Annotated in this window: 20 protein-coding genes and 1 pseudogene; 6 read left to right on the forward strand and 15 right to left on the reverse strand. The window is 71.2% G+C overall.

Features of this window, described 5'->3' with window-relative positions:
* The first annotated feature begins 16 nt into the window (after nt 1–16).
* Together IEJ02_RS02230 and IEJ02_RS02235 are read left to right on the forward strand one after the other, a co-directional pair.
* On the forward strand, nt 17–220 hold the full coding sequence (locus tag IEJ02_RS02230; RefSeq protein WP_137976358.1) for an MbtH family protein: 204 nt from the start codon (nt 17–19) through the stop codon (nt 218–220).
* 150 nt (nt 221–370) lie between these two features.
* Nucleotides 371–1,234 carry an SAM-dependent methyltransferase gene (locus IEJ02_RS02235; protein WP_191063071.1) on the forward strand — a complete coding sequence of 288 codons (864 nt, stop codon included), beginning with the start codon at nt 371–373 and terminating at the stop codon, nt 1,232–1,234.
* A gap of 22 nt (nt 1,235–1,256) precedes the next feature.
* Here the strand turns inward: IEJ02_RS02235 and IEJ02_RS02240 are convergent, their stop codons facing one another.
* Entirely contained in the window at nt 1,257–1,472 is a 216-nt protein-coding gene (locus IEJ02_RS02240) for a ferredoxin (protein ID WP_191063072.1), read from the reverse strand.
* A gap of 5 nt (nt 1,473–1,477) precedes the next feature.
* Nucleotides 1,478–2,671: a cytochrome P450 gene (locus IEJ02_RS02245; RefSeq protein WP_191063073.1), complete on the reverse strand. Its 1,194-nt coding sequence runs from the start codon at nt 2,669–2,671 to the stop codon at nt 1,478–1,480.
* 133 nt (nt 2,672–2,804) lie between these two features.
* On the opposite strand from IEJ02_RS02245, the gene IEJ02_RS02250 reads away from it, so the two are divergent.
* Nucleotides 2,805–3,398, forward strand: a complete 594-nt coding sequence (locus IEJ02_RS02250) for a TetR/AcrR family transcriptional regulator (protein WP_191063074.1) — start codon at nt 2,805–2,807, stop codon at nt 3,396–3,398.
* 43 nt (nt 3,399–3,441) lie between these two features.
* Here IEJ02_RS02250 and IEJ02_RS02255 read toward each other — a convergent pair whose 3' ends face one another.
* The 5 genes from IEJ02_RS02255 to IEJ02_RS02275 all read right to left on the reverse strand — a co-directional run bounded on the left by IEJ02_RS02255 (nt 3,442) and on the right by IEJ02_RS02275 (nt 10,143).
* On the reverse strand, nt 3,442–6,126 hold the full coding sequence (locus IEJ02_RS02255; protein WP_191063075.1) for an SMI1/KNR4 family protein: 2,685 nt from the start codon (nt 6,124–6,126) through the stop codon (nt 3,442–3,444).
* A gap of 129 nt (nt 6,127–6,255) precedes the next feature.
* Nucleotides 6,256–7,596 (reverse strand): NAD(P)/FAD-dependent oxidoreductase, encoded by a 1,341-nt coding sequence (locus IEJ02_RS02260; protein WP_223863205.1) that lies wholly within the window; start codon nt 7,594–7,596, stop codon nt 6,256–6,258.
* 94 nt (nt 7,597–7,690) lie between these two features.
* A complete protein-coding gene (locus tag IEJ02_RS50700) occupies nt 7,691–8,377 on the reverse strand; it encodes a beta-N-acetylglucosaminidase domain-containing protein (protein WP_369075641.1) in 687 nt (228 codons plus the stop codon).
* Nucleotides 8,378–8,401: 24 nt separating this feature from the next.
* Nucleotides 8,402–9,619, reverse strand: a complete 1,218-nt coding sequence (locus tag IEJ02_RS02270; RefSeq protein WP_191063076.1) for an RNA-guided endonuclease InsQ/TnpB family protein — start codon at nt 9,617–9,619, stop codon at nt 8,402–8,404.
* A gap of 89 nt (nt 9,620–9,708) precedes the next feature.
* Nucleotides 9,709–10,143, reverse strand: a complete 435-nt coding sequence (locus IEJ02_RS02275; protein ID WP_191063077.1) for an SRPBCC family protein — start codon at nt 10,141–10,143, stop codon at nt 9,709–9,711.
* Nucleotides 10,144–10,402: 259 nt separating this feature from the next.
* Between IEJ02_RS02275 and IEJ02_RS02280 the strand changes: the two genes are divergently transcribed.
* On the forward strand, nt 10,403–11,920 hold the full coding sequence (locus IEJ02_RS02280) for a glycoside hydrolase family 28 protein (protein ID WP_191063078.1): 1,518 nt from the start codon (nt 10,403–10,405) through the stop codon (nt 11,918–11,920).
* Between the two features lies 1 nt (nt 11,921).
* On the opposite strand, the gene IEJ02_RS02285 is transcribed toward IEJ02_RS02280, so the two are convergent.
* Together IEJ02_RS02285 and IEJ02_RS02290 are read right to left on the reverse strand one after the other, a co-directional pair.
* Nucleotides 11,922–14,231, reverse strand: a complete 2,310-nt coding sequence (locus IEJ02_RS02285) for a HelD family protein (protein ID WP_191063079.1) — start codon at nt 14,229–14,231, stop codon at nt 11,922–11,924.
* A gap of 137 nt (nt 14,232–14,368) precedes the next feature.
* Nucleotides 14,369–15,328, reverse strand: a complete 960-nt coding sequence (locus IEJ02_RS02290) for an NAD(P)-dependent alcohol dehydrogenase (RefSeq protein ID WP_191063080.1) — start codon at nt 15,326–15,328, stop codon at nt 14,369–14,371.
* 90 nt (nt 15,329–15,418) lie between these two features.
* Here IEJ02_RS02290 and IEJ02_RS02295 point away from each other — a divergent pair, with 90 nt between their 5' ends.
* A complete protein-coding gene (locus tag IEJ02_RS02295) occupies nt 15,419–16,102 on the forward strand; it encodes a TetR/AcrR family transcriptional regulator (RefSeq protein ID WP_191063081.1) in 684 nt (227 codons plus the stop codon).
* A 1-nt stretch (nt 16,103) separates the two neighbouring features.
* On the opposite strand, the gene IEJ02_RS02300 is transcribed toward IEJ02_RS02295, so the two are convergent.
* The 3 genes from IEJ02_RS02300 to IEJ02_RS02310 all read right to left on the reverse strand — a co-directional run bounded on the left by IEJ02_RS02300 (nt 16,104) and on the right by IEJ02_RS02310 (nt 19,342).
* A complete protein-coding gene (locus IEJ02_RS02300) occupies nt 16,104–16,625 on the reverse strand; it encodes a CAP domain-containing protein (RefSeq protein WP_137976370.1) in 522 nt (173 codons plus the stop codon).
* 351 nt (nt 16,626–16,976) lie between these two features.
* Nucleotides 16,977–18,668 (reverse strand): ArnT family glycosyltransferase, encoded by a 1,692-nt coding sequence (locus tag IEJ02_RS02305; protein WP_191063082.1) that lies wholly within the window; start codon nt 18,666–18,668, stop codon nt 16,977–16,979.
* A 110-nt stretch (nt 18,669–18,778) separates the two neighbouring features.
* Nucleotides 18,779–19,342: a TetR/AcrR family transcriptional regulator gene (locus IEJ02_RS02310; protein WP_191063127.1), complete on the reverse strand. Its 564-nt coding sequence runs from the start codon at nt 19,340–19,342 to the stop codon at nt 18,779–18,781.
* Nucleotides 19,343–19,503: 161 nt separating this feature from the next.
* Between IEJ02_RS02310 and IEJ02_RS02315 the strand changes: the two genes are divergently transcribed.
* Nucleotides 19,504–21,078 carry an MDR family MFS transporter gene (locus IEJ02_RS02315; protein WP_191063083.1) on the forward strand — a complete coding sequence of 525 codons (1,575 nt, stop codon included), beginning with the start codon at nt 19,504–19,506 and terminating at the stop codon, nt 21,076–21,078.
* Nucleotides 21,079–21,128: 50 nt separating this feature from the next.
* Here the strand turns inward: IEJ02_RS02315 and IEJ02_RS02320 are convergent, their stop codons facing one another.
* The 3 genes and pseudogenes from IEJ02_RS02320 to IEJ02_RS02330 all read right to left on the reverse strand — a co-directional run.
* A complete protein-coding gene (locus IEJ02_RS02320) occupies nt 21,129–22,127 on the reverse strand; it encodes a TIGR03842 family LLM class F420-dependent oxidoreductase (RefSeq protein ID WP_191063084.1) in 999 nt (332 codons plus the stop codon).
* Nucleotides 22,128–22,149: 22 nt separating this feature from the next.
* A complete protein-coding gene (gene hydA / locus IEJ02_RS02325) occupies nt 22,150–23,601 on the reverse strand; it encodes a dihydropyrimidinase (RefSeq protein WP_191063085.1) in 1,452 nt (483 codons plus the stop codon).
* A pseudogene (locus tag IEJ02_RS02330) lies at nt 23,598–23,735 on the reverse strand (acyltransferase); the annotation flags it as partial. The gene hydA and the pseudogene IEJ02_RS02330, both read right to left, overlap by 4 nt.

Raw genomic sequence — 23,735 nt, forward strand, 5'->3', positions numbered from 1 at the left:
ACAGGAGAGACCGACCATGGACGACAACGCCCGCTACCAGGTGCTGCGCAACGACGAGGACCAGTACTCGCTGTGGCCTGCCGACCTCGAGGTGCCCGAGGGCTGGCACCCCGTCGGCAAGGAGGGCACCAAGGACGAGTGCTCCGCGTACGTCGACGAGGTGTGGACCGACATGCGGCCGCGCAGCCTGCGCGAACGCATGGACAACGTGGCCTCCTGACCCGGGCCCCGTGACGCGGCGCGGTCGGCGCGTGATGGCGCCGACCGCACCGGGCCCCTCAACTTCCCCCTACGATCACGCGGTTACCATCCTGTGAACAGTCGGCCGCGGGCGTGAGGGATCGCGCCCGGATACGGAGGAGAACACCACGTGACCGCGCAAGGGGTAGCATCCCAGACCGGAAGCGGGCCGGAGCCCCCCAACACCCCTCTCAACCAGGGGCGACCGCACAGCGCCCGGATGTACGACTACTTCCTGGGCGGCAAGGACAACTACGTCGCCGACCGTGAGGCCGCGGCCAAGGTGCTCACCCTGTGGCCGGGCGTCATGATCGCCGCCCGGACCAACCGGGCCTGGATGCACCGCGCGATCCGGTTCCTCGCCGCCGAGCGGGGCATCCGCCAGTTCCTCGACATCGGCACCGGCATTCCCACCCGGCCGAATCTGCACGAGGTCGCCCAGGGGATCGCCCCGGAGTCCCGGATCGTCTACGTGGACAACGACCCCATCGTCCTCGCCCATGCCCAGGCCCTGCTCAAGAGCCACCCCGAGGGCCGCACCGCCTATGTGCACGGGGACGTCACCGAGCCCGAGTCCATCCTCGCCTCGCCCGACCTCACCGAGGTACTGGACCTGTCCCAGCCGGTCGCGCTGAGCCTGGTCTCGCTCCTGCACTTCGTCCCCGACGAGTGGGGCCCGTACGACCTCGTCCAGCGGCTGGTCGACGCGCTCGCCCCCGGCTCCTTCCTGGTGCTGAGCCACATCACCCCGGACTTCGACCCCGAGGCCACCCAGAAGACCGTGCAGGTCTACCACAGCGGCGGCATCCAGGGGAAGATCCGCACCAGGGACGAGGTGGAGCGCTTCTTCTCCGGTCTGGAGATGGTCGAACCGGGCCTGGAGGTGCCGCACCGCTGGCGGACCGACCTGGCCGAAAGCGACTCCCATGTGGAGACCGGCGATGTGACCGACGAAGAGGTGTCCTTCTGGGCGGGCGTCGCGCGGAAGTCCTGACGCGGGGTCTCCCGGGCAGGATTCAGGGACGCGGTCCGACGGTCTTGGTGCCGTCGCGGATGGTGATCGCCAGCGCGGGACAGGAGTCCGCCGCGTCCAGCACCCGCTCCTCCTCCGGGACCTCCTCGCGTCGGGGCCGGGCGTGCTCCCCGTCGAGGGCGAACAGGTCGGGGGCGAGTCCGGCACACATGCCGGACGCCATGCACCGGCCGCCGTCGACCTCCGCCTTCCAGGTCATCCGGCTCACCACCCGATGGGCATGACACGGGGCCCGCGGACCAGCATCTGGCCCTTCCACTCCACATCCCCGGCCAGCCGCAGGTTCGGGAAGCGGGTGATCAGCGCGCCGAGCGCCTCCTGGAGCTCCAGCCGGGCCAGGGGCGCGCCCAGGCAGTGGTGCACACCGTGGCCGAAGCCGAGGTGCTGGGTGGCGGGGCGGGCGACGTTCAGGGTGCCCGGCTCGTCGAAGCGCAGCGCGTCGCGGTTGGCCGAGCCGACCGCGACGAGCACGGGTTCCCCGGCGCGCACCAGGGTGCCGCCCACCTCGATGTCCTCGGTGGCGTAGCGGGGGAAGGAGGCGGCCATGCCCAGCGGGACGAAGCGCAGCAGCTCCTCGACGGCGCCGTGCAGCAGTGCGGGCTCCTCGCGCAGCCTGCGGAGTTCGTCCGGGTGGTCCAGGAGTGTCAGCACGAAGTTGGGGATCTGGGTGGCCGTGGTCTCGTGCCCGGCCACCAGGATGCCCACGCACAGATCGACGAGCTCGAGCTCGGACAGCCGGTCACCCGCGTCCCTCGCCTCGATCAGCGACGTCATGATGTCGTCCCGTGGGCTGACGCGATGGTCCTCGATCAGCCCGGCCATGTAGGCGCGCAGCTCCTCGGTGTTGCGGTTGAACTCGTCGGCGGTCAGGGAGCTGGTGGACAGCGCGGCGTCGCTCCAGACGCGGAACTTGGGCCGGTCCTCCTCCGGGACGCCGAGCAGGGCGCAGATGACCCCGACCGGAATGGGCAGAGCGTAGCGGTCCACGAGATCGGCGGGTGGCCCCGCGGCCTCGAGGCCGTCGAGCAGGTCATGGGTCAACTGCCGGACCCACGGGCGGAGTTTCTCCACCTGATGGACGGTGAACGCCTTGGCGACGAGGGTGCGCAGCCGGGTGTGGTCGGGCGGGTCCATGGTCAGGATGCCGCCGCTGTCGCGCCGGCCCTCGGACTGCCGTGGCTCGTCGTGGTGGAGCGCCGCGGCCCGGCTGAAGCGCCGGTCCCCGAGCACCAGCCGGGCGTCGGCGTACCGCGTGGCCAGCCAGGCGGGCTCGCCGTAGGGCATGCGCACCCGGAGTAATCCGGTGCGGTTCCTGGCCTGTTCGTACGCCTCGCTGAGCTCAAGCCCCTCTGCCGAGTTGAAGGGATAGGCGATGGGTGTCGCCTCCGCTGTGGTCATCGTGACCTCCCTTGCGTAAGCACGTGCTTACAAACGTAGGAGGCGGCGGCTGGTACGGTCAACGGCCCCTTTGCGCCGTTGATCTGACGGGCCGTGAGGGAAATCGCCGGAGCCAGACGAGAGGGGTGTCGTGATGGGGACGACCGTGTCCGAGGGACAGCGCCGGGACGCGCGGAACACACGTCGGCGGCTGCTGGAGGCCGCGGCGGCGCTGTTCGCCGAGCGGGGCTATGAACGGGCGACGGTCCGGGACATCGCCGATCGCGCGGGGGTCAACCAGGCGCTGTTGTTCCGCTACTTCGGCTCGAAGAGAGCGCTGTTCGGCGAGGTGATCGCGCACAACGGGGAGGCGCAGCTGCGCACCACCCCACCCCATGAGCTGCTGGAGGCCGCCCTGCGCGGGCTGCTGGGCCACGGCGGCGGGGACCCGGGCAGCCGCGCGCTGGCCACGCTGCTGCGCTCGGTGGACAGCGGTGACGAGATCGGTACGGCGGTGCGCGCCATCAGCGACGACTACGCGCGGGTGCTGGCCTCCCTGTCCAGCGCCGACAACCACGAGCTGCGGGCGGATCTGGCGCTGGCCTGGCTGCTCGGCATAGGGACGATGCGGGTGCTGGTGGGCAAGGAACCGCTGGCGGACGCGGACCCGGACGAGGTGTGCGCGCTGGTGACGGCCGCGCTCGGCACGCTCCTGGACGGCCTTCCGGCGGCGGGCGGCAGGCCGTAAGAGGGCCAAGTCGGAGGAGGATCGAGCCGGAGGAGCCCGGGCGCTATGCGCGGAACTCCCCGCGGGGCGTGGTGACGACGCGCCGGGCCCGGGCCGGGGTGACCACCTCGCGGAAGGCCGGATCGGTGAGCAGGACCACCGGGGCGATGCGGTGCGGGGAGTCGCAGTGCCAGTGCGGCAGGGCGGCCTCGATCACGGCCCAGGACTGGTCGGTGGCGCCGCGATCGGCCAGGGCCCTGGCCAGGTCCAGGGCCTGCTGGAAGGTGCGGGATTCGGGCAGGGCGGGCGGGACGAAGGCGGCGGCCCTGGCCATCCAGGCGGCGGTGTCGTCGCCCTCGGTGGCGGCGCCGCTCGCGGCCACACCGCCCACGCCCACGACACCGCCCACGCCGTCGGGGAGCCGCGGCAGGATGTCGCCGAGGGCCGAGAGGTAGCCACCGGGGGCGCCGGTCCACTCCTCGGCCGCGCAGCGCAGATACAGCGGGGCGGCCTCGGCCCGTAACTGCTCCATGCCGATCGCCTCGAGGACGCGCGGGTCCCCGAGGATGCCGGTGCGTATCCAGTGGTGGGCGGCGCTGATGTCGAGGAACGCCCCCAGGATGATGCCCAGGTACGCGCCGGCGCCCGAGCCCTTGACCGCGGCCTGCTCGAAGGTGGCCATCGCCTTGCGCACCTCGCCCCGCAGGGCCTGCGCCCTGCCCTCGGCCACCAGCTCCTCGGCGGTACCGGGACGCCCCGTACGGACCTCATGGACCGCCTGGTCCTCGAAGCCGGTGCGCTCCTCGGCGACCAGCTCGGCGAACGAGGCGTGCCGGTCCCCCAGGGCCGGGTACCAGCTCGCCCAGATGTACGCGGCCCACTCCCCGTCCTCGGACACATCGGCGGGGTCCAGCAGCCAGTGCTGGGCGTCGCCCTCCTCGGAGACCAGCAGCGCGCGGTCCATGAACGCGGTGTCGTCCCAGTCCTCGCCCTCGCCGCCCCGGATGACGCTCCAGGTCTCGGGGTCGGCCTCGCGCAGCCAGCCGACGGTCTTGGTGTTACGCATCCGCCACATGAACGGACTGATGTTCAGCCAGCCGTCGGAGGCGCCCAGGAAGGCGCGGTAGCTCGGCGGGAGCCGGGTGCCGAGCCGCTCCTCCAGGGCGAGGACGCTCTCCTCGTCCGCGCCCTCGAACCCGAGCCACCCGGCGGCCCGCTGCTCGTCGCTGACCTCGCTCAGCTCCTCCTCGTCGGCCACCCGCAGGATGGTCGCGCTGTACTCGGCCAGATAGCACCGCCACTGCTCGACGGTCCGCGGCGGCGCGGTCACGGACTCCGGATCCGGGGTGGCCGACACCGATGTGCCGCGGTATCCGGTGGGCGCCTCGCCCGCCCGCTGGTAGTGGCCGATGAAGCCCTTCGGCTGGGGGGCGGAGGTGAAGAGGCGGACCTGGGAGAGCTGGATCTGGTCCTCCCCCGCGTTCCGGGTGATCTCCAGGCGGTAGTGGCGGTAGTCCGTGGTGGCGGCGAAGGTGAATCCCCGGGGCTGATGGCGGTGCGCGAAGCTCTCCTCGACGCGGGAGTCCAGGTCCACCCAGTGCTCCCCGTCGTTCGAACCCTTGAGGGTCCAGTCCTTCGGATCGCGGCCCGGGACGTCGTTGGCCGACGTCAGGACGTAGTGGCCGACGGCCACCGGCCGCCGCAGGGTGAACTCCAGCCAGGCGCGGTCGCCATGGCCCAGCCACTTGTGCCACGAGTCGTGCAGCAGGTTCTCCGCGACCTCGCCCGCCTCGGCGAACTCGCTGTGCGCCCGGACCCTGGTGACCAGGTCGGTCACCTCGGCCTCCGGACCGGGCTCGGCGGCCAGCAGCGACACCGTGCCCGAGTGCCCCGCCGGATCGCCCCAGATGACCCGCTCGACGGGCGGTCCCCCGTCCTCGATCAGCAGGCGCAGCTCCTGGCGGAGGCCCGGGCTCCCTGATCCACCGCCCTCCACCGTGCGGAAGCGATGCATCACCTCCTCCAGCGCGCTGTCCCGCAGCGGCGAGCGGCCCTCCAGCACCCCCCGGTACTCGGTGAGCGTGCCATCGGCGGCCCGGCGGTGTCCGTAGAACTCCGTCATCGCCGGCTGAAAGCCGATCGACGCCTCCGCGCCGTCCTGCGCGCGCCAGGCGAGGCGGACGGGCAGCGAGCCCTCGCCCCGGTCGAGATGGACCAGCAGCCGCGGGGCGGGCCGCCATTCGGCGGATCCCGGGGCGCGCCACTCGGTGCGGTAGGCGCACACCGCCGCCTCGGCGGGCCGCTCCTCCGCCATCAGGTGCATACGGGCGCAGATGCGCGAGGGCTCGACGGTGATCCGGTACAGCCAGAGCAGCCCGCGCGCCTCGGCACAGCCGCGGACGCACAGCGTGTTCACGCCCGCCACCAGCGCCTCACCGGGGACCGCGAAGGCCACCTCCCGGGGGCGGGCGCCACCGGGCACGGTGAACCGCGAGATCACCGCATGCCCGTTGACGGTGATGTCGATGGGCGCCCATCCCAGGGATTCCCCCAGCGGCGAGACCCGCGCGATCAGGGTCAGCGTCAGCTGCTCCGGCAGTTCGCCACCGTCCAGCGCGAAGTCGATCTCGACACGCCCGCCCGCGCCGATCGCGAGACGGTCCCGGTCGGGATGGCACCGCGTGTACCGGGCCGTGCCATTGCCGAATCGAGGCGGATCGATGGTGAAATCCGCGAAAGTCGCTCGCACGCTGTGCTCCTGGTAGGGCCGTCTGGTCCATTGACATGTCGTCGGGGCATGGGTGCGGGTGGCCTCACCACCCGGATGCTGCCGATGCTAGGGCGGCCGATCGGCACCGTCCGTGATCCGCGACGATCACTAGGGGGATGCGGGTCGGCCCCTCCCTCCCCCGCGCAGCACGGCCCCGAGGACGGCGGGGCGCATCAGCGCGGTGGGCGCGGCGACCATCGACATCACCTCGTGCAGGGCCTTGCAGACCCCCGGGTCGACGGTGGCCCGCCGGATGACCCGGTCCAGATAGCGGTGCTGGGCCCGCACCCCCACTCCGGCGGGGCCGCCCGTGGTGGTGGGGAAGCGCACGTCCTCGCTGGAGGACAGCATCCACGCGCTGTCCGCGGCCGCAGCGATGCCCTTACGGGCGGTGTGCGCCGTACGGTGGCCGATGCCGCCGTGGCGCTCGGCGGCGGCCCGCAGGGCGCGGGCGCCGAGCGCGGACACGGTGATGCCCTGGCCGTAGACCGGGTTGAAGGTGCACACGGCGTCGCCGATGGCGACCAGCCCCCGCGGCGCCCGGCGCTCGTAGTGACGCCGCACACCGGGGCCGGGCCAGAAGCCGCGGACCGCGCCGGCGGGCTCGGCCCCGGCCAGCAGCTCGCGCAGGCTCGGGTCCCGCAGCAGACCCAGCTGCCGGTCGAAACCGGCCGCGCCCGGCTCGGCCTGCGCTCCCCGCATGCTGCCGACGCTGGCGATCCACCGGTCGCCCTCCACGGGCAGCACCACGCCGAGCCTGGGCGCGTCGGGGGCCTTGGTCTGCAGATAGAGCGCGTCGAAGCCCGGATCCGCCCCGGCCGGGCGGTGGTACATCCGGCTGGCGTACGACACCCCCGCGTCGACGCGCTCCTCGGGGGTGGGCGGGCAGCCCAGCCGGGCCAGCCAGGCGGGGACCGAGGAGGTGCGCCCGGAGGCGTCGACCACCATCTCCGCGCCCAGCTCGCGCACCCGGGCGCGGGCGTCGCCCCGCGCCCGGACCTGGACGCCCGTCAGCGCGCCCGGGGCGCCGAGGAGTCCGACGACGTCGGTGTTCTCCAGCCAGCGCACCGAGGGCTCGGCGCGCACCCGGCGCAGCACCGTGTGGTCGAGCAGCGGTCTGGTGCAGGAGAGGAACGCCACCTCGCTCTCGTACTCCGCGAGCCACCCGGCCGCGCTGAGCCAGCGCACGCCCGACATCGGCACCCGCACCGCGCCGGCGGCCAGCAACTCCTCGCGCGCGCCGGGCATCAGCTCCTCCAGCGCCCGATGCCCGGCCTCGAGCAGCAGATGCGCGTGACGCGCCTGCGGAACGCCCGAGCGGAACGCGGGCCCCTCGGGATAGCGGTCACGCTCGACTATGACGATGCGCTCGGCATATCCCCGCAGCGCCCATGCGGCCAGTAGCCCGGCGAGACCTCCGCCGATCACCACCGCGGTCCCTCGCTCCATACCTTCCCCCGGTACCCCCATACTACGGAGCGTAGTGCAGAATCATCCGAGAGTCACCACCCCCAAAGGGTGGCAATACAACCGCTTCGACGGCTCAGGCGGTCTTGGGGGCCCCGGCGCCTCCGGCCGCCTCGGCGATGAAGGTGTCGAGCACCCCGTCGGCGATGCGCACCGGTCCCTCGGGGCGGGTCTCGCCCGGGATGGTGCGGATCTCCCCGGCCCGCCGCGCGTCGGCCGCCGCATCGGCGAACCACCGTGCCGCCTGGGCGTCATGGCCGTCAAGACGAGCGCCCAGCGCGTCCAGGGTGCGCTCGAAGGCGCGCCCCCACAGCGACAGCGCGTCCAGCCAGGGCCCGCAGTCCGCGACGAATCCCCGGTCCGCGACACCGGCTCTGATGCGCTCGGGGGCGGCGGCGAGCAGCCGCGCGTACGGGCGCAGCTCCCGCAGGGCCGCCCGTTCGCGCCCCGCCTCCCAGGCGGAGTGGAACCGGTCCAGCCGGGAGGCGAGTTCGGGGGCCTGCGGCTGCCAGGGTTCGGCGCCGAAGGTGGGCGCGAGGTGCTGGGTGTCGAAGAAGGCCAGCAGCGAGCGAACGGTCCCGTCCGTACGGCCCGGCTGCGCGCCGGGTCCGTCCCCGGCGAGGTGGCGGGCGGCGGCATCCCAGGTGCGGGTGGCGTCGTAGCCGGTGTCGTTCCAGGCGAAGTCCGCTCCGCCGAAGAGGGCGACCTTGCTGGCGGCGGCCTGGGGTTTCCATAGGTGGCGTGGTCGGACTCGCAGTTCCAGCGGGTTTGACTTCCGCTCCCCGGCCTAAAGACCGGGGATTCCTGCCACGGTCGGCTGACCGTCTCGGTGGGTTCCTGCTTCACCGCGCTGGGCCGGTACGAGTACCGGTCTTACCTGCGCTCGACAGGCTGACACCGCCAGTCCGGCGGCCTTGGCGACGTTGACCGCCGCGTTGATGTCCCGGTCGAGGACGGCTCCGCAGGCCCGGCATTCCCACACTCGGATGTGCAGGGGCTTGGGGCCGTCCTTGACGCCGCACCGCGAGCAGACCTGGGAGGTCGGCTCGAACCGTCCGACGCGGTGGAAGCCACGGCCGAACTTCGCGGCCTTGTACTCCAGCATCGTCACGAACGCGGACCATCCAGCGTCGTGCACGGACTTGGCCAGGCGCGTACGGGCGAGCCCCTTCACCGCCAGGTCTTCCACCGCGACCGCTTGGTTATCGCGGATCAGCCGGGTGGAGAGCTGGTGGTGGAACTCGCGCCGCGCGTCGGCCACCTGCGCGTGAGCGCGGGCGACCTTGAGCCTGGCCTTCTTCCGGTTGTTTGAGCCCTTCGCCTTGCGGCTGAGGGCCTGCTGTGCGCGCTTGAGCTTCTTCTCGGCCCGGCGCAGAAAGCGAGGAGCGTCGATCTTCGTGCCGTCGGACAAGACGGCGAAATGCCCCAGCCCCAGGTCGATGCCGACGGCCCTGTCGCTCTCGGCCGAGGTGACGGGCTCGGTCTCCACAACGAAGCTCGCGAAGTACCTTCCGGCAGCGTCCTTGATCACGGTCACCGTGGAGGGGACCGAGGGAAGGCTGCGGGACCACTTCACCCGCACGTCCCCGATCTTCGGCAAGGACAAGTCGCCGCCGGCGGTGATCTTCCATCGGGCGTTCGCGGTGAACCGTACGGCCTGCCGGTTGTCCTTGCGGGACTTGAACCGGGGCGCGCCCATGCGCGGGCGCTTGCCCTTCAGCCCGTCGAAGAAGTTCCGGTACGCGGCGTCCAGGTCCCGCAGGGACTGCTGGAGCACGACAGCGGACACCTCGCCGAGCCACGCACGCTGTTCGGTGAGCTTGGCCTGGGTGATCAGCAGCTTGGATAGGTCCCCGGTCTTCGGGAACGCCTCGCCTGCGGCGCGGGCGGTCTCACGGGCGCGGAGCGCATCGTTGTAGACCACCCGCGCACACCCGAACGCCCTGGCCAGCGCTGAGCGCTGAGGACCGTTCGGGTACAGGCTGAAGCTGTACCTCAACTGCATCTCAATCACTCTACGACGGCTGGGTTATGGCCGAGTATCAGAACATCCGTTCCGGTCGGCACTGCACTACCGGCGGGGCGGGGCGGCCGTCACCCCTTCAGCAACGCGTCGACCACCCGGCCGAAGAGCAGGCGGCCCGACCAGGCCATGGCCGGGTCGAACAGGCGGGGCAGTCCCCGGAGTCGGGCCTCCTCGCGCCACACCACCTCGGATCCGCCGCCCCGGGGGCGGACCTCGATCTCGGCCCATCCGAGGACCACCGCACCGCGCTTCTCCAGCCTGCAGTTGCCCGGGGTGTCCCCGGTGGGCGGGTCCCAGCGCACGACCTCCATCGGGTCGTCGAATCCGGCGCGGCCGACGCCGGTGCGCACCACGACCACGGTGCCCACCCCGGTCGGCCCCGGCGGGCGCACGGTGACACCGCTCAGCGGCACATGGGCGCCGTGGCGCGGCCAGTCGGTGAGCCGTCGCCAGGTCTCGCCGACGGGCAGTGGGGAGCGCCGCTCGATACGGAAGGGGGCCACAGCGGGATGGTAGGCGATCGGCAGACGGGGTGGCGGTCGTGGCGGCGGCACGCCGAGCGCGTCGTCCCCGCCGTGCAGCGGCTGAGGCCATTGACAGCCCGGATCCGCCTGTTACCTTCCACAGAAGGAGAGAGATCCTACCTATCTGGTCCGGCATAGACGGAAGTCGCCCCGCCAGAGGGATCCTCGCAGCTCAAGCAGGTCCAGACCTGCCAACACGTCGGATCTCCATGGCTCCACAGGAGAAGGAGAACGAGAGATGAAGAGACTCGCCGCAGGCGCGGCGCTCGCCCTCGCCGCCGTCTTCGGGTTATCGCAGGTGCCGCAGGCGGCCGCCGTACCCGCGCAGGAGACGGCCACCACCGCGGCACCGGTGTTCAGCGTGATGGACTACGGCGCGAAGGCCGACGGTTCGTCCAATGACTCGGCCGCCATCGAGAAGGCCATCACGGCGGCCAACAGCGCCGGGGGCGGAATCGTCCGCTTCCCGTCCGGACAGTACAAGTCCAAGAACACCGTCCACCTCAAGAGCGAGGTGACCCTCCAGCTGGACTCCGGGGCCACCATCCTCGGTTCGAGCGCGGACACCTACGACAAGCCCGAGTCCAATCCGAACGACGACTACCAGGACTACGGCCACAGCCACTTCCACAACGCGATGTTCTACGGCGACAAGCTCACCAACATCGGGTTCACCGGTTCGGGCACCATCGACGGCGCGGGCAACCTCATCACCGGCAACCCCGACTCCGGCGAGGCGGACAAGATCATTTCGCTGACCCGCTGTGACGGGCTGACCCTCGACGGGATCACCCTGCGGCGCGGCGGCCACTTCGCGGCCCTCATCAACGGCTGCAAGAACGTGACCTCGGACCACCTCACCATCGACACGGCGAGCGACCGCGACGGCTGGAACATCATCAGCACCACCAATGTGACCATCACCCATGCCGATATCGCCGCCAACGACGACGCGCTCGTCTTCAAGAGCGACTACGCCCTGGGCGCCAAGCTCCCCAACGGCCATGTGAAGGTGACCGATTCACATCTCTCCGCGAAGTGCTGCAACGCCCTGATGTTCGGCTCCGAGACCTGTGGTGACTTCTCGGACTACGACTTCCAGGGCATCACCATCACCGGTGCGGACAAGTCCGGGCTCGGCATGGTCTCGATGGACGGCGCCAACATCTCCGATGTGCACTACCGCGACATCACCATGACCAATGTGCACTCCCCCATCATGCAGAAGATCGGGACGAGAAAACGGTGTGGCGGAAATCCGGGAGTCGGCCACATCAGCGACATCACCTACGACAACATCACCGGGACCGGGAACACCCCCTCCTTCAGCCCGACGCTGTGGGGCGAGTCCGGTGACAACCACATCAGCGGCGTCACCTTCAACCAGGTGAATCTCACCGTGCCCGGCGGCAACGGCACCATGTCCACCGGTGTTCCCAGCAACACTTCCGACGACTACAACCCGAAGAGCATCGGCACCCGTCCCGCCTTCGGCTGGTACCTGCACAACGCGGATCACATCACCTTCAACGACAGCTCGGTGCGGTTCGCCAGGAACGACGGCCGTCCGGCGGTCATCGCCAACTCCGGTAGCGCGCTGCGCTTCGACCACTTCACCGCACAGCGCGGCAGCGACAGCCCGGCGGACGTCGTCGTCCAGAACGTGTCCGGCTACTGCCTCACCGACAGCGCCAACACCTCCGGCGGAGCGCTGCGGGTGAGCACCAGCGGATCCAGCGAGAACTGCTCCCCGTGACCTATGCCGTCCCCTCGGAGCCGTCGGCCGCCTCGTGACCGGCCGGGTCGGGCAGGTCGGCCGGGTCGGTGGGGTCCGCCGGGTCGGTGAGGTCGCGCAGCCCTTCCGGCAGCGGCCCGGTGTGCACCACGCCCAGTCGCTGGGTGGCCCGGGTGAGCGCCACATAGAGGTCGCTGGTGCCGAACTCCGCGGGCTCGGCCACGATCACGGTGTCGAACTCCAGCCCCTTGGCCTGCCGGGGGTCGAGCAGCACCACCGCGCTGGTCAGGTCCGGGGACCGGCCGGTGGACGCCTGCGGGAGTGCGGCTGACAGCGCGTCATGGCGGTCCTTCGGGGCGATCACCGCGAGACGGCCCTCGGCGCGGGTCTCCCGCGCCACGGCCGCGGCCACCGCACCGGGCAGTTCGCCGGTGTGCTCCGCCCAGGGCCGCACCCCGGTGGCGCGGACCGAGCGCGGGGGCTCGAAGGCGGGGTCGACGGTACGGGCCACCCGCGCCGCGACCTCCATGATCTCGGTCGGGGTGCGGTAGTTGACGCCGAGTCGGCTGTGCTTCCAGCGGTCGCCGACGTACGGCTCCAGGATCGAGGACCAGGAGCCGCAGCCACCGGGCTCCGCGGTCTGCGCGGGGTCGCCGACCAGGGTCATCGAACGGGTCGGGCTGCGCCGCATCAGCAGCCGCCACGCCATCGCGGACAGCTCCTGGGCCTCGTCCACGATGATGTGGCCGAAGGCCCAGGTGCGGTCGGCGGCGGCGCGTTCGGCGGCGCTGCGGTGGTCGCGCTCCTCGGCGCGGTCGGCCAGCCGCTCGGCGTCGATGAGATCGTGGGCGGCCAGCACCTCCGACTCCTCGTCCTCGCGGTCCTCGAACTCCTGGGTGCGGGAGCCGTAGGAGAGGTCGAGGACGCCCTGTGCGTACTCGATGCGCTCCTGGCGTTCGGCCTCCGCGGCGGCGCGGGCCGCCGCGTCGTCGTGGCCGAGGAGTTCGGCGGCCTCGTCCAGCAACGGCACGTCGGCGGGGGTCCATTCGCCGTCGGTGCGGCGGATCGCGGCGGCGTCGGCCTCGGAGAGGTGGACGGGGTCGCTGAGGAAGTCGGCCACGAGCTGCTGCGGGGTGAGGACCGGCCACAGCTCCGCGATGGCCGCGTGCACCTCGGGGTTGACCGCGATCGCCTTGCCGAGCTGGGCGACGTCGTCCGCGCCGAGGAGGTTGGGCCCGCCGAAGGGGTCGGCGCCGATCCGGTCCACGAGCTGGTCGGTGAGGGAGTCGATGACACGGAAGGCGAAGTGCGGACGGGCGAGGTTGTGCGGCAGCCCGGTCTCCCGGGCCTTGTGGCCCGCCTCGGACGCGATGTCCCTGTCCAGCACCAGATCGCCGTCGTCGTGCTCGATGACGATCGCGGGGTCGGGCAGCGTCTGCCGGTCCCGTACGAAGCGGGCCAGGACGTCCGCCATCTCCGCGCGGCCCTTGACCTCGGCGGCCTCGGGGGTGTCGGTGCCGGTGGCCGTCACACCGGGGAAGAGCTCGCCGAGCGTGGCCAGGAGCACACCGGTCTCGCCGAGCGAGGGCAGCACCTCGCCGATGTAGCCGAGGAACGCCGGGTTGGGCCCGACGATCAGCACCGCGCGGCGGGCCAGCGACTCCCGGTGCGCGTAGAGCAGATACGCGGCGCGGTGCAGCGCCACGACGGTCTTGCCGGTGCCGGGACCGCCCTCCACGACGTGGACCCCGTGGTGCGGGGCGCGGATGATCTGGTCCTGTTCGGCCTGGATGGTCTGCACGATGTCATGCATCCGGCCGGTCCGCGCGGCGTCGAGCGCGGCGAGCAGCACGGCGTCCGCGTCGGATCCCTCATGCCCGGTCCGTATGGTGTCCGAGAGGTCCAGGATCTCGTCGTGCAGCCCGGTGACCTTGGGGCCCTCGGTGGTGATGTGGCGCCTGCGGCGCAGCCCCATGGGGGTGTGCCCGGTGGCGAGGTAGAACGGACGCGCCACATCGGCCCGCCAGTCGATGACCAGCGGGGTGCGGTCCGCGTCATCTCGGCGGATGCCGATGCGGCCGATGTGGTAGTCGCGGCCGTCGCGGAACAGCAGCCGGCCGAAACACAGCCCGCGCTCCCCCGCCTCGAACGCGGCGAGCAGCCCGGACCGCTCGGCCACCAGCACATCGCGCTCCAGCCGCGCCTGGAAGGTGGTGCCCTCCAAGGACAGGGCCTCGGTCACCGACTCCTCGGCTCGTGCCCTGAGCTCGGCGAGGCGCCCGTTGAGCAGGTCAAGGAATTCTTGCTCACGGTCCCATTCCTCGTTTGACAATTCGACTCCCGCCGGGATACGATGACTTCATCAGGTCTCCTCATGCCACAATTTCAATGGCACACGGAAACCCCTAATATACGTCGAGAAACGCCCCGGCCGTCAAGGCAGCCGGGGCGTTTCTCTGTTTTACGGCCTCATTTCACCTGGATGACGTGTTTGCCGCGGACACCGCCGGCCTCCATGGCGCGGTGGGCCTTTGCGATGTCGGAGAGCGGATGAACGGTGTCGACGACCGGCCGGATCGCCCCGTTCTCCACATACGCGGCGAGGTCCGCGAAGAGCTGGTGCAGGGGGTTTCCCGAGAAGAACCGCACCCGCCGTGCGCCGTGCACGGTGGACAGGAGCACGGCGCCCAGCGAGGACAGCGGGCGGTCGGTGTCGAAGGCGATGGCCACCATCCGCCCGCCGGGCGCCAGCAGCCCGCGATAGGCACCGAGCTCGGTGCCCACCGTGTCCAGCACGGCGTCGAACGGCCCGAGGTCGGCCGGGCCGGTGGTCCGGTAGTCATGCGCCTCATCGGCGCCGAGCTCCCGGACGAAGTCGAGCGCCTTCGCACCGGCGAGCGCGGTGACATGGGCGCCGAGCGCGTGTCCGAGCTGGACGGCGACGCTGCCGACACCGCCGGCCGCGCCACGCACCAGCAGCCGCTCGCCGCCCATCAGGCCGATCTTGTCGCGCAGCGCCGTGATGGCCGTGGTGCCGACGCCGGGCAGGGCGGCGGCCCGGACGAGATCGATGCCCTCGGGGGCGTAGGAGAGCTGACGGGGCCGGACGGCCACGTACTCGGCGGCCGCCCCGAACCTGAAGTGCGGCATCGTGCCCCACACCCGTTCACCCACCGCCAGATGACGCACGGAGGAGCCCACCTCGGCGATCTCCCCGGCGATGTCGACGCCGGTGCCCTGCGGGAACTTCCGCCCGGTCACCAGCTTCATCTTGCCCGCCCGGCCCGAGAGCTCGCCGCCGTTCACACTCGTGGCGTGCACCCGCACCAGCACCTCGCCCGGACCGGCCACCGGCTTCGGCAGTGTGCCCTCGTACAGCACCTCGGGAGGTCCGTACCGGTCGTACCGGGCCGCGCGCATCTCACTCATCGCCCTCATCGTCCCTTTCGCACATCGGGGTTGCCGTCACGCTAATGCGCGCGAAAGGGGAAACCGCCCGGTCGGCGTAAGGTGAGAAACATGCCTGCCGACGTCTCTCAGATAGCGCCCGCCACCGGTGTTCGGGACACCGAAAGTCCGGGGTTGCGGTCCGACGCGGCGTCCAACCGCCGGCGCGTTCTCGAGGCGGCCCGGGCGCTGTTCGCCTCGCGTGGGCTCGATGTGCCGATGGCCACCATCGCCCGTCATGCCGGGGTCGGGGTGGCCACGCTCTACCGGCGCTTCCCCACCCGGGAGGCGCTGGTCACGGAGGTGTTCTCGGACGAGTTCTCCGCCTGTGCGGCGATCGTCGACGACGCCCTGGCCGACGACGACGCGTGGCGCGCCTTCCGCCGGACCATCGAGACGGTGTGTGCTTCGCAGACGCGGGACCGGGAGTTCAACGACGCCTTGCTGTCGTCGTTCCCCGACACGGTCGGCTTCGAGCGGGAGCGGCTGCGGATCGAAGAGGGCTTCGCCGAGGTGGTCCGGCGCGCCAAGGCCGCAGGAAGGCTGCGCGAGGACTTCGACGTGTCCGACCTGAGCCTCGTCTTCCTGGCCAACAGGGGTGTCATCGGCGATCCGGCAACCGCACCGGCCGCGTCCCGGCGGCTGGTCGCCCACCTCCTGCGGTCCTTCGAGGCGGGGCGGGCCGCACCGGCCCGCCCCCTTCCGCCACCCGCCCCGCTGGAGCTGGGCCGGTGGCCCCGGGCATCCGGGGGATGAGCTATCGGGCGGTGCCGAAGTCCTGCGTCCAGTAGTTGCCGGGCTGCGCCAGGCCGACGCCGATCTCCTTGAAGTCGCAGTTCAGGATGTTGGCCTTGTGGCCGGAGCTGTTCATCCAGCCCTCCATGACGCTCTTGGGCGAGTCATAGCCGTAGGCCACGTTCTCGCCGTAGGAGCTCCAGGAGTAGCCCGCGCGCTCGATCCGGTCGCCCGGGGACGAGCCGTCGGAGCCGGTGTGCGACATGTTGCCGTGGGCCGCCATGTCCTCGCTGTGGTCCTGGGCGGCCTTGGTCAGCTTCTCGTTCACGGTCAGCGGCTTACAACCGGCCTTGTCGCGCTCGCTGTTGACGAGATCCACCACTTCCTGCTGGTCGGTGGCGGCCGCGGAGGTGGCGGAGGGGGAGCCGGCGGGTGCGGCGGACTGCGACGCCATCGCGGCCGAGGGAACGCCCACGGCGGCCACGGCGAGCGTGGCGATGGCTATCTTGCGGCGGTGCGTCGTGCTGCTGCGGTGCTTGCTCATTCGGGACCTCACACTCGGTTGAGGTCCGTCATTCTTGGAGCCGTCCGCCACACGGGCAACACACGTGTTCGTACGACACGGGTTCGTAGCGAGGACGGAACTTGCGCTCAGCGGCGAGTCATGCTGAGCGGGTTCTGGGGAGGGCCACGGTGGCCCGAGGCGCCATCAGAAGTCGCGGCAACCAGGCAAGTGGGGCGACGGGCCCGACGTGGCGGGGGGCGCGGCGATACGGAATCCTCCATGTCCGACAGGGAAGACAAAAGCCACTATGCCGTCTAGTCGATATGCACCGCTACGCACCCTTTACTCCGGCGCTCGATGTGAGAGATGTCATGACATGGCGGTGGGCGGTCAGCGGCGGTAGATGGTGATCGAGTGGCCGACGTCGTCGATCGGCTCGCTGCCGTCGATCAGCGCCGCCAGCCGTCCGGTGGCCTGGGCGATCGAGGAGTCCGAGACCACCAGCAGCCCGCGCACCTCGTCCGGGGCGGCACGGCGCGGGTCGGACGCGTGGATGCCGTAGGCGGACGGCACACCGCTGCCCTTGTAGACGAGCCAGATCCGCTCGCCCCGGTAGCGCTCGCGGAGGCGGTCGGCCAGCCGCCCCAGGTCCTGCCCCCAGTCGACGTTCGAGTCATGCAGCCGCAGATGGGTTCGGGACGGGCCGCCGAACGCCTCGTTGGAGTACGGCAGGTAGTACGGATACGTCCGCAGCGAGCTGACCGCGACGAACAGGACCAGCGCCAGAGTGGCCCCGTACGCCCACCGCCGGCGCACGGCCATCAGCCCGGCCGCCGCCACCGCCAGGAACATCGGCAGGAAGATGGCGTACCGCACCCCGAGGTTGCGGGCCCCGTCCAGGGCGGCGAGCAGCAGCACGGCCGCGGGGACGAGCACATACGGCGCGGCGGGCCGCAGCCGGGGCACCACCAGCATCGTGACCGCCCCGGCCGACCAGAGCGCCAGCATGCCCAGCGGCGTCTTCACCAGCAGCGCGACGGGCAGGTAGTACCACAGCGACCCGAGGTAGCGGCGGCCGAGCAGAAAGCCACGCCAGGTGTCCTGCTCGAAGCCGAACTGGATGCGCATCCCGTCGCGGTACGCCTCCGGGAGCGGCAGCCAGTGGACGGCGAGCCCGCGCAAGCCGTGGACGGCGGGCACGGGCCCGGTCGGTGTCCAGCGCAGCCGGGGGTCGACCAGGAAGTAGGTGACCCACACCACGGCCACCGCGATCAGCGCCATGGCCACCGCCGCCGCCACTCCGATCCCGAGCGACCGCATGTGGTCGCGCGGTGTGCGGTGGTGCGTACGGCGGGCGTACCAGACCGAGAGCACGGCCACGAGCAGCAGTACCGGGACCGCGGCCAGCATGCTCATCTTCGTGGCCAGGGCCGCGCCGAGCGCCACCCCCGCGAGGGGAAGGTGCCATCGCGGCCGCCGCCGCGCCCGCCACAGCAGCCAGACCGAGGTCAGCAGGAAACCGGCCGCCGGTACGTCGAGCGTGGCGAGCGAGCCGTGCGCGATGACGTCCGGCGAGAAGGCGTACAGGGCGAGGGCCACCGCTCCGCCCACGGGGCCGGTCAGTTCGCGGGCGAACGCGAACACCACCAGCCCGAACAGCAGCGTCAGCGCGATCATCGGCAGCCGTGCGCACAGCATCAGCCGCCAGGGGTCGTTGCCCGCCTCGTACAGCACATGCCGCCCGAGCGCCGTCTGGTCACCGGTGAAGCCGGCGTCGAGGTGCGGCCGGGCGAACGCCACCCCCGTGGTGATGATGAGCTTGCCCAGCGGTGGGTGCTCGGGGTTGTAGCGCACCCGGTGATGGTGCAGGGAGTCCACCGCCGCGCCGACGTACACCGGCTCGTCGATGGTCGGCGTCTGCTCCACCGCCGTGCTGACCATCGCGACGGCCATCTGGACCAGGAGCGCCGCGACGGCGGCCACCACCAGCCACCGCCGATGCCGCGCCGGCGCCGCCGACCACCGGCCCTTCGACCCGCCGACGGTCCTGGTCACGCTGTCGATCACACCGGCCCACCGCATAGCGACAGACGCTAACGCCCTCGTGCCCCCGCATCCGGCATCCGCCCGAAACTTGCGCCAAGTCCGCAAACGGGGTCGGGACGTTGCCCTGGGCTTCGTCCAACCGGCCGCTAACCGGCCGCGGACCAGCCGTGTTCGAGGAGGGCGAAGGCGGCCTCGATGGCCTGCCGGGCGTCGGCCCGGCCCCGGGCGAAGCTGACGGTTTCCAGCGCGAAGTGGGCGAGCGCCGCACATCCGGGGTCGTCCTCGGGGGCGCCGGTGGCCTCGGCGATGGCGGCGGCGAGAGCGGCCTCGTGGCGCATCCACATGCGGCGGCCGTACTCCCGCAGCGCCGGGGTGCTCTCCGTCAGCTCGACGAACCGCGCCATCTCGGGGTCGGCCGCGCCGCCGGGGTGCATCCGCAGCGTGTGCTCGCGCAGGGCCCGGGGGACGGACATCCCCTCGGGCCGGTCGCGCACGGCGGCTATGAGGGCGGCCTCCCGGTCGGAGTCCTGGTCGAAGAGCAGGGCCTCCTTGCTGGGAAAGTGCTTGAAGACCGTGGTGGTGGAGACGTCGGCGGCCTCCGCGACGTCCCGCACGCTCACCTGGTCGAAGCCGCGGTCGAGGAACAGTCTCAGGGCCGCGTCCGCCAACGCCTGGCGGGTGGCGGCCTTCTTGCGCTCACGGCGCCCCATTGTCTCGCTCACGGGACCACCCTACCCGGAGGTGGACCGAATAGAAAAGTTGAGTCGTTGCACTTTTTTAGTCAGTGTGCTCTTCTGTTCGGGGCCCGCCCTTTCGGCTCCCCTCTTTCGTCAACCCCGCGCCGAGCGCGTTGAGAAGGAAGTGATCAGCCATGTCCGTATCCGACGCACCGCCGTCCGGCAGTCCCGCCCCGCCGGAGACCACCCCGAAAAGCGTCCGTCTGGCCCTGCTCGGTGTGCTGCTCGCGATGCTGCTGTCGATGCTCGACTCCACGATCGTCGGCACCGCGATGCCGACGATCGTCGGCGACCTCGGCGGCCTGGAGCACATCTCCTGGGTGGTGACGGCCTACACCCTGGCCACCGCCGCCTCCACCCCCGTCTGGGGCAAGTTCGGCGATCTGTACGGCCGCAAGCACATGTATCTGATCGCCGTCATCGTCTTCGTGCTCGGCTCGGCGCTGTCCGGCGCGGCCCACACGATGACCCAGCTGATCGTCTTCCGGGCGCTGCAGGGCCTGGGCGCGGGCGGGATCGGCGCCGGTGCCTTCGCCCTGATCGCCTCGCTGGTGCCACCCCGGGAGCGGGGCCGCTACCAGGGCATGACCGCCTCCATCATGGCCATCGGCACCATCGGCGGCCCGCTGCTCGGCGGCTTCGTCACCGGCCACCTCGGCTGGCGCTGGGCCTTCCTCATCAATCTGCCGCTCGGCATCCTCACCGTGGTCTGGTGTCAGCTGATGCTGCGGCTGCCCGCCACCCGCGCCAAGGCCCGTATCGACTGGCCGGGGATCACCGTGATGACGACGACCGTGTGCGCCCTCACCCTGGCCGCCACCTGGGCCGGCTCCACCTACGCGTGGAGCTCGTGGCAGATCCTGGGCCTGTTCGCCCTGGCCGCGGTGGGTGTGGCCGGCTTCGTGGCCCGGCAGCGGCGCGCGCCCGAACCGCTCATGCCGCTGCGCATCTTCACCGGACACCGCAACTTCTCCCTGGCCTCCTCGCTGATCCTGGTGGGCGGGGTGGTGATGTTCGGCTGCTCGCTCTATCTGCCGCTGTACCAGCAGACCGTCCAGGGCGTCTCCGCCTCCCGCTCCGGTCTGCTGCTGCTCCCGCTGATGATCCCCGTGGTGATCATGTCCCAGGTGGGCGGCAAGGTCATGTCCGCCACCGGCCGGTACAAGATCTTCCCCATCGTGGGCACCGTCTGCATGGCCGTCGGCCTGTTCCTGCTGGCCACCATGGACACCACGACCTCCCGCACGGCCACCGGGTGCTTCATGGCCCTGGTGGGCACGGGCATGGGCTGTCAGATGCAGATGGTCACCACGATCGCGCAGAACAGTGTGGAGATGCGCGACATGGGCGCCGCCTCCGCGTCGGTCACCCTCTTCCGCACCATCGGCGGCTCCCTGGGCGTGGCGGTCTTCGGCTCGCTCTTCACCGGCGCCGTGCGGGGCCACGCGCCCGCCGGGGCGGAGACGAGCGAGGCCCGGCCCGATCCGGCGGCGCTGGCCCGGCTGCCGGAGTCCGTCCGGGACGGCTATCTCCACGCGGTGGCCACCGGCACCCAGCGGATCTTCCTGACCGCGGCCGTCGTGTGCACCGTGGCCTTCGTCGCCGCCCTGTGCGTCCAGGAGGTCCCGCTGCGGGGCAAGCCGGGCCCGGTGGCCCAGCCGCACAAGGCCGGGGAGGCCGAGGAGGCCGCCACCCCGGCCGCCCCGTAAGCGCCGCGGACGCTCCGCCGTCCCGGCCGCCCCGTAGCGCCGAGGGGCCGTCAGCTCAGGGCGGGGATGACCTCCTTCTCGTAGGCATCCATCGTGGACTCCACACCGTCGTGCATCGCGTACAGGGCGAACTGGTCCACGCCCAGGTCACGCAGCTGCTTGAGCTTGTCGATCTGGGCGCCGGCCGGGCCGAGGAGGCAGAAGCGGTCGACGATCTCGTCGGGCACGAAGGCGGTGTCCGGGTTGCCGGAGCGGCCGTGGTGAGCGTAGTCGTAGCCCTCACGGGCCTTGATGTACTCGGTCAGTTCGGCCGGCACCATGCCGGAGCTCTCACCGTAGCGCGTCACGAGGTCGGCGACATGGTTGCCGACCATGCCGCCGAACCAGCGGCACTGCTCACGGGCGTGGTCCAGATCGTCGCCGACGTACGCGGGGGCGGCGACGCAGATGGTGACCGCGTCCGGGTCGCGCCCGGCCTCGGCGGCGGCGGAGCGCACCGCCTTGACCATCCACTCCGTCAGATAAGGGTCGGCGAGTTGCAGGATGAATCCGTCGGCCTGACGGCCGGTCAGTGCGAGGGCTTTGGGGCCGTACGCCGCCATCCACACCGGCAGGCTGCCGCCCCTCACCCAGGGCAGCCGCACGGTGTTGCCGTCCACCGTGGCCTCACGGCCCTCGGCCAGCTCCTTGATGGTGTGCATGGCCTCGCCGAGGCGGGCCAGGGTGTTGGGCTTGCGGCCGGCCACCCGCATCGCCGAGTCGCCACGGCCGATACCGCACACGGTGCGGTTGCCGTACATGTCGTTGAGGGTGGCGAAGGTGGAGGCGGTCACCTCCCAGGTGCGGGTCCCGGGGTTGGTGACCATCGGCCCGACGATCAGCCGCTCGGTGTGTTCGAGGATACGGCTGTAGATGACGAACGGCTCCTGCCACAACACGGCCGAGTCGAACGTCCAGCCATGGGTGAATCCCGCGTCCTCCGCGCGCCGCATCCGGTCGACGACCGCGGAGGCGGGGGGATCGGTCTGCAGGACGATTCCGAAGTCCATCGCATGCTCCGTGTGGTGGTTGCTAGAGGTACTGGCAGGTGGCGCGGGGCAGATACCGGCCGTGACCGGTCCGGCCGAGGTACGTGTCGCCGTCGACGACGACGTGTCCCCGCGAGAGGACGGTGCGCACCCGACCGGTGATCTGCCTGCCCTCATATGCCGAGTAGTCGACGTTCATGTGGTGGGTCCGGGCGGACAGGGTCTGCCGGGCCTGCGGGTCGTAGAGAACGATGTCGGCGTCGGCCCCGGGCGCGATGGTGCCCTTGCGCGGGTAGAGGCCGAACATCCTGGCCGGGGTGGCGCAGGCGATCTCGATCCAGCGGCGGCGGGTGATGTGGCCGTCCACCACGGCCTGGTGGAGCAGGTCCATCCGGTGCTCCACGCCCGGCATGCCGTTGGGGATCTTGGAGAAGTCGCCCCGGCCCAGCTCCTTCTGCCCGGCGAAGCAGAACGGGCAGTGGTCGGTGGAGACCACCGACAGATCGTCGGTCCGCAGCCCCCGCCACAGCGCGGCCTGGTGCTCTACGGGCCGCAGCGGGGTGGAGCAGACGTACTTGGCGCCCTCGAAGTCCGGTTCGGCGAGGTTGTCCGTGGACAGGAACAGATACTGCGGACAGGTCTCGGCGAACACCGGCAGCCCCAGGTCACGGGCTCCCGTGATCTCCTGGACGGCCTGCTCGGCGGAGACATGGACGATGTAGAGCGGTGCGCCGGCCACCCGGGCGAGCTGGATGGCGCGATGGGTCGCCTCCGACTCCAGTAGCGCCTTGCGGACCTCACCGTGGTAGCGGGGGTCGGTCCTGCCCTCGGCCAGGGCCTGCTCCACCAGGACGTCGATGGCGATGCCGTTCTCGGCGTGCATCATGACCAGTCCGCCGTTGGCGGCGCCGCGCTGCATGGCCCGCAGGATCTTGCCGTCGTCGCTGTAGAAGACACCGGGGTAGGCCATGAACAGCTTGAAGCTGGTCACGCCCTCGTCCACGAGAGCGTCCATCTCCTTGAGCGAGTGCTCGTTGACATCGGNGTCCACGAGAGCGTCCATCTCCTTGAGCGAGTGCTCGTTGACATCGGCGAGGATCATGTGGAACCCGTAGTCGATCGCACACTGGCCCTCGGACTTGGCGTGCCACCCGTCCAGCCCCTCGCGCAGCGAGGCGCCGACGGACTGGATGGCGAAGTCCACGATGGTGGTGGTGCCACCCCAGGCCGCCGCCCGGGTGCCAGTCTCGAAGGTGTCGGAGGCGAACGTGCCGCCGAACGGCATCTCCATATGGGTGTGGGCGTCCACCCCGCCCGGAATGACATACAGCCCGGTGGCGTCGATGACCCGGTCCGCTCCGCGCGCCCAGGTCTCGGTGACCTCGGTGCCCGAGGCAGCGACGGCCGCGACGCGCTCACCGTCCACGAGGACGTCGGCGGACAGCTCTTCGCCGGCGGTGATGACCAGCCCGTCCTGGATCAGCGTGCGGGTCACGGCCGCACCAGCCCCTCGTAGGCGTCGGGGCGCCGGTCGCGGTAGAACGCCCACTGCCGGCGCACCTCGTCGATCAGGCCGAAGTCGAGGTCGCGGACGATCAGCTCCTCCTCCTTGTCACTGGCCACGTCGCC

Origin of the sequence: Streptomyces sp. 5-10, from assembly GCF_014712245.1 — a bacterium.
Classification (GTDB): domain Bacteria; phylum Actinomycetota; class Actinomycetes; order Streptomycetales; family Streptomycetaceae; genus Streptomyces; species Streptomyces violaceusniger.